This window comes from Paenibacillus marchantiophytorum, from assembly GCF_014640555.1.
GTDB classification, from domain to species: Bacteria; Bacillota; Bacilli; order Paenibacillales; family NBRC-103111; genus Paenibacillus_E; species Paenibacillus_E marchantiophytorum.
Genome location: NZ_BMHE01000027.1, coordinates 89,042 through 95,397, shown reverse-complemented (window position 1 = coordinate 95,397; position 6,356 = coordinate 89,042). Strand labels below are relative to the sequence as shown.

The 6,356-nt window shown below is 34.8% G+C and carries 5 protein-coding genes; 2 read left to right on the top strand and 3 right to left on the bottom strand.

Features of this window, described 5'->3' with window-relative positions:
• Positions 1–122 precede the first annotated feature (122 nt).
• A complete protein-coding gene (locus IEY34_RS22590) occupies positions 123–545 on the bottom strand; it encodes a VOC family protein (protein ID WP_189015357.1) in 423 nt (140 codons plus the stop codon).
• Between the two features lie 263 nt (positions 546–808).
• Here IEY34_RS22590 and IEY34_RS22585 point away from each other — a divergent pair, with 263 nt between their 5' ends.
• Complete coding sequence (locus IEY34_RS22585; protein ID WP_189015355.1) at positions 809–1,513, top strand: MBL fold metallo-hydrolase; 705 nt, start codon at positions 809–811, stop codon at positions 1,511–1,513.
• A gap of 400 nt (positions 1,514–1,913) precedes the next feature.
• Here the strand turns inward: IEY34_RS22585 and IEY34_RS22580 are convergent, their stop codons facing one another.
• Together IEY34_RS22580 and IEY34_RS22575 are read right to left on the bottom strand one after the other, a co-directional pair.
• Positions 1,914–3,281 carry an IS4 family transposase gene (locus IEY34_RS22580; protein WP_444544034.1) on the bottom strand — a complete coding sequence of 456 codons (1,368 nt, stop codon included), beginning with the start codon at positions 3,279–3,281 and terminating at the stop codon, positions 1,914–1,916.
• 431 nt (positions 3,282–3,712) lie between these two features.
• Positions 3,713–4,189 (bottom strand): hypothetical protein, encoded by a 477-nt coding sequence (locus IEY34_RS22575; protein WP_189015353.1) that lies wholly within the window; start codon positions 4,187–4,189, stop codon positions 3,713–3,715.
• Between the two features lie 1,135 nt (positions 4,190–5,324).
• On the opposite strand from IEY34_RS22575, the gene IEY34_RS22570 reads away from it, so the two are divergent.
• A complete protein-coding gene (locus tag IEY34_RS22570) occupies positions 5,325–5,654 on the top strand; it encodes a zinc ribbon domain-containing protein (RefSeq protein WP_189015351.1) in 330 nt (109 codons plus the stop codon).
• Positions 5,655–6,356: the final 702 nt, after the last annotated feature.

The following is a 6,356-nucleotide window of genomic DNA, read 5'->3' as shown; positions in this document are numbered from 1 at the left end:
GTGCATTTCAATTGGCTCACGTCCCTAATATGGAATAAATCTCTATTCTCCATATTTATTCATATTCCCTTGTGCCAACGAAGAAAATATCCAACAAAATTTTGGGTAGACCTAAGTAGTTACTATTTTATTCTCTTGGAAATAGGATGATCTTCACTGAACTCTAGTAAATCCCATAGGTTCCCATATAAATCTTTAAATACGGCGACAATTCCATATGATTGTTCTTCGGGCTCTCTAACGAACTCAATTCCCTTTGACACCATGTCATTATAATCTCTCCAGAAGTCATCCGTGCTTAAAAACAGGAAAACTCTACCACCCGTCTGGTTTCCAATAAACATATCTTGTTCCTGTTTTGATGCTTTTGCAAGCAATACTGTGGTACCAACAGAACCTGGTGGAGATACTACTACCCATCGTTTATCTTGTTCAGGTTGATAGATATCCTCAACTAAAGTGAAGTTCAGCTTCTTAGTATAAAAATCTATGGCTTCATCATAATCTTTGACCACAAGAGCAATATGAACAATTGATTGAATCATTCTTGACTCCTCCCGATAGAGTGAATAATTTCCAAAGGATATCCTTATCTTACCATCTTCCCAGTAGTTAAGTAACCACTACGCAATCCTGCCCGTTAGCGTAATAACTTTCTAAAACGGTTCTGCCTTGGTAGCTGTCGTAAGTTTAAAAGGTGAGTATTTTCAGTTGAAAACCTTCCACAGCTGCATAAAGCTTTACAAAGGAATACTAAAAATATTATCGAATACTAAAAATAAGAATACTAAAGGGGATGAAAGAATCTATGGAACTTTATGCTGTTAAATTTGGAGAATCTCCGTTTTACTATAAGTATATTTATCGTGATATGGGTAATTCAGAAATGAAAACAACTATTTCGTGGTCTTATTATATAGCAAAGTATAATGATAAAATTATATTTATTGATACAGGGTTTCGAGATGAGGCTACTGCATCTAAGTGGGGAATTACATTTACTGGAGTCGAAAATGAATTAGGAAAGATAATAAACAATAAAGTATCTGCTGATGTTGTCATTATAACACATAGCCATTTTGACCATATTGAAAACTTGGATCTAATGGATAACCCTACAATAATTATTTCTAAAATTGACTACGATTTTGCAATTAACAATTGCTCGGATTCCATTAAAGAAAAACTGCTGCAATGTAATCCAGTAACCGTAGAAGATGAATATACTTACGAAAATCTTTTTAGGTTTAAAGTCATTGGTGGACATAGCGATGGATCCTCTGTTATCTATTTTACAAATGATAACAAAGACTACGTAATCACTGGTGATGAGTGTTATTGGTGTGAAAATATACAAAGTAATAGACCTATTGGGGTTTATTCTAATACAGAAAACAATGAGAATTTTTTATCAAATGCTCATAAACAAGGATTAATCCCCTTACCGTTTCATGATTTGAAAATATTTGAAGAACATTCTGCGATTTCAAAGAATATAGTCAGAATTATATAAACCACAAACGGCAGATTATCTTTCAATTATCCTGTCCGTTAGCTGAATGCCCCTTCGTAAGTCTACAAAAAAAATAGTCCCGGTGACTGTAATAGCTCACCGGGACTAACTAAGAGATCATGTATTTATATCAGCTTTGATTTTTCTATATTTAAAGAAGTCTTTATTTTAATGATTTCATCTATTTCTTTTTGATCACACGCATCTAACAACCAATAATTTGATATCACGCCTCATTCTCCTTCTGTTAAAACAGAAGAATTGTTTGATTTAAATATATCATTCTCAATTATTATTTAATCATCAATATTGCAATTAAATTCATTCTTTTTTGCAATTAATAATGTCCCGAACATCTGAAAAATTGGGACTTTCTATAATGCTTAAATTTCTTACCAACTCAACTTTCGCAGCTTAGATCTTTGAACAAACCCTTGATGTAGCTGGGCAAACCGAGGATCCACTCATGGAGTTGACAAAATACATTGGACTTCTCCCGTTTTGTCTTGGCTTTGGCGATCTGTAGGAAAAATGTCATTAGTTGCTGCAACGCGGTTTGGTAATCCAAATCTCTTACTTCATCTGCAAAAAGGAAAAATAGACCGCCTAGCGACTTGGTATCATTCTCCTGCCGCCGTTCAAATTCCATAACTAAATAACGGCTAAATACGACCGTTGTATGGCTGATCAGCATGTCAAATGAACGACCTTGGAATTCAGTTCCGAGCTTAAGATAGCTTTTGGTGAATTTGAAAAAGGTCTCGATGCTCCAACGCATTCCGTAGATTCGAACGACCTCCTCTGCACTTACCGTCAGATCGGTGCTGAGGATCGCCAGCCATTCCCGGCGTTTGTTACGGTTTTGGACAAAAACCAACTTAACAGGTAACCCGCAAGCTGTTTCGACGATGACAGAACCTAAGATTTCATTGTTTTTGTTTTTAGGAAGCGTGCTGTATAGCTCTTTCAAGCTCATCAACTTGTCATTCAAGCGATAGCGTTGTTTCATCTCTTTGAGCAATTCCAATAACCGAAAGTCCCATTGTATCAAGCTTCCGAAGTAACGGTGCTTGAGTAAACCAGCTGTAAATCCAGCAGAAAGTGCACGCTGTAACAAGTCTACGACGGCGTCCGGCTTACGGGTGAGAGCCTCTAGCCGACGTTTGTACCCATGACTGCGCTTGTATAGATGTTCTTTCATTTCGCAAATTCGATTCACCAGTTTGGCCGAAGAAAACATGACGAAGTCAATTGGAGCAAAGCTAAACCCGTCTGACCAACCGAGCGTTAGCATGGTAAACCCCTTGGTGAAACGGCCAGTCGTATGGTCGAATACTCGAGCTAGAAGCTCGGCTTTCTTACTCCGATTACGGTTTAAAACGGAATCGTCGATGATAAAAACACGCGTCCGCGAAGGAGTAATAAGCGATTCAAAGTGCTGGATGATTTTTAAAGCAAAGCTATGAAGAAACTTCCGCCAAGCGAAAGTGCCTTGATTAAGAAAACGATAGATGACGTCTTTTCCAGGTAGCGACGCACCACGCTCACTCTCCAAAAGACGAAACCAATTTCGACCTTCAAACACGAGAGAGAACAAGATTTGAAACACAGCTAAACTGGACGGACCAAACGACTTGTTAATTCCAGCTTTTCGTAAGAGTTGACCAATTTGTAAGGTTGAGAACCAGATAGAACAACGTGTTTTTGCCTGTTCAGACAAGGGTTTTTGGTGTAACATATGAATTACAACACCTTTCTTTGTTTGCATGGTTGCTCGATACTTCCATGATACCAAACAAAGAGGGTGTTTTTCTGTCAAGAGATGCATATTTTTCTTCTATACTCTTACAGCGGCAAGGAATTAGACTGCTTTCTTAGGTGCGAAAGTTGAGTTACCAACTTTAATGTCACTCAACATGGATTTTTTTATCCCTAGGAAAAAAGCCAAAATAAGAAAACAAGCAGGGGAGGAGAAATAACCAGCCAACAATCTTGGAGGAAAGGGGCGGTTATGCATCTCACTTACTTGAGAATTAATAATGGAATATACTGTAAATACATATTAAAAAATTTAATTTTATTATCTTATAAAAAAGAATTTGAAAATAATTTTCAACAGCCAATTTCTCGAAAGTTGTTAGAAAATAAAAAATCCCCTTAGTAAATAAAGGGGAATAGATGTTTAAAAATAGTTATGAGTTAGTTAACAGATAAATAGTACTTATCTGAAGAATTACCAGATACAGGAGTGAAATCGTCAGGGCCAGTTCCATAAATTCTAAATTTATAGGTAGTGTTTGCTCTCAATGTAAATGAAGCCGTAATTAGACCGTTTTGTTGAGTTCCCCATGTGAAATTGTCTGGACGGGAACCAATACTATCTATTGCAGTAAATCTGTAGTCTTTATTTTGAGGTGTGTTTAATACTAGAGTAACAGGTCTTCCACCTTGGTTTGCGTCTGCATAAAAAGACCACCAATCACTATCAGAACTACTTTCAATGTATCCTGTAGCATATTGACCCCAGCTAAAACTTGTCGGTGTGTTAATGTTATTATTATACGTCTCATTTTCTTCTACATAAGGTGAAGTGGCAAAAGCTGATTGAGCAGTAACAACAAGTGAAGATGCGATAAGCCCTACAGTTAATAATTTCTTTAAACCATGATTGAACACAGTACCATTCCTTCCAATTATTACTATATTTAACTACAGGATAATAATATTATAAAATTCAATTATTTTCCAATAAATTATAATTATAGGATTCAACTTCCTTATAATGGATTCTATTTTACTTATTATTAATTTAAGCACAAAGATAATATGATATAGTAACTAAGATGTATTAAACGAAAATACTATATCGATCTTGAAGTTCCGCGGCACTGGTTGCTGCTACATAATGTCTCAGAGTTTGGATTTTGTCTTAACGAGTCACGTAGATGTATTTGTCCCATACATGAATAAAGAATGTAAACAAGTTTGTGAATAGGGAAGTGTAAAGAGGATTGGATTAAGTAACTACATAATATACATAACAGTTTCAATTTCTATTAGCTCTATTTTCTAGCTAAAGAATGGTTAGTAAGAAATTAGATGAATATGTTGTGCGAACAGAAGGTATTACAATTAATACTGGAAAAGAAGAGATCCCGTATGTATTTACTGAATTAAAAAATATAGAGATGCTCACTATATTTCCTATTATTTCACATACTTCTCTTTTTATATCGGTTGCATCAACTTTCGAGAAATGTTTGCATAATCTAGTTGAATATGTGGCAAATTCGAAAGAAGCACCTTTAGTCCTAAAGATATGGTAATATGCCATTGTTCGATAGAATGGAGAAGTATTTCGAGGAACTAGGTACGACATTGCCGACAGAATCTGATATAATACTAAAATTGAATGAAATTAGAAACTGTATTGTTCACAATAATGGTGAAATTTGGGATGATCAAGACAAAAGGGCAAGATTGATTGATGCATTGAGACCTTTTGTAGGAAATACTCTTTCGTATAGTCTATTAGATGTTATTAATGAAGCACGATAGAACAAGAAATTGTAATGTATCCATTAATTACATTAACTAATAAAGACACACAGATGTAAAGATTGATTTACATAAGGTGAAACGTTATTTTATAGCGTTTCTTCTTTTTTATCTAATAAAATGAGTTTTTTATAAGTAAAAATACACACATCAGAAAAATAATTACTGAAATTTTCGGCGAATAATGTTAGAATTTGCATATTATTGTAATATAATAAATTCCACACAACTGTGGACTACTTGAGGTATCCATATGATAAAATGTCCGAATTGCTCAACAAATAACAAATCACAAAAGTTTTGTGGCAATTGTGGGAGTCCCTTGCTTGTTGAAGGGGTTGAATTTAATGATGAGAGTGCAGCTACCTTTGCAGAGTCAGATCAAAGTGAAATAAAAATAGGTTTTATGTATGGTTCACTTATATTTTTTCAAAAGCTGATAACTTGGATTTTCTTTTTCTGTGTTGGTGCTAAGTTGCTTTTTGCTGGTTCAATTAATTTATTGCCAAGTTTTACTTATTTTTTGCAATTGAGAAAATCCTATTTTTTTGTAACATCTTTATTGATCCTACTGTTTTTGTAATATTTATATTCCATACAATCTCCTAAAGCAATCTCTAACACCTCATTGTACAATTATCACGAGGTGTTTTATTATGTTTGTTTCTCCACAACTTTTAACTTATGCTGCAGAAAATAAACCTATCAACTCCAGTAATCATATCTCAAAATTAAAATTAGAAGGTTTCAGATGTATGGTCTCCAATATAAAAAAACTTAACGTGTATTGTATACACAATACTAATATGACAATTAAATTTCCTGAGCTACAGAATCACAGATTACCAGAATAATGATGGCAAGCCATATTTCGAAGCATTGTCAGCTCGGTTTTTATCAAACAAAAAGAGTTATTAGAGGAATCATTTGTAGAAACAGACCTTTATACAAAGGTAAAAGTGTATGAAGGTGACGCGGTACAATACTTCGAACAAGTGAGTAAGCTAGGACTTGAGGGGAATTTGATGGAGTCAATCGGTAAGAACTCAAATGAAGCAGATCGAAGAAACAAATTCGATCTCCTAAGAAAGAAGAAATGCTTGTCTCCTTTCAATATAAAAAAAGAAAGTCCCGATGAGTGTGTATTTTTCATCGGGACTTTCTCTCTGAGGTCGTTTTCCAACATTCTTTACTACTTTCCGACTTTTTTACATCGAGACATCTTTGTCAGGTGATATAAAAGTCGTGAACCGATTTTGTTGATTTTACCGGGTTTGCCGCGGCT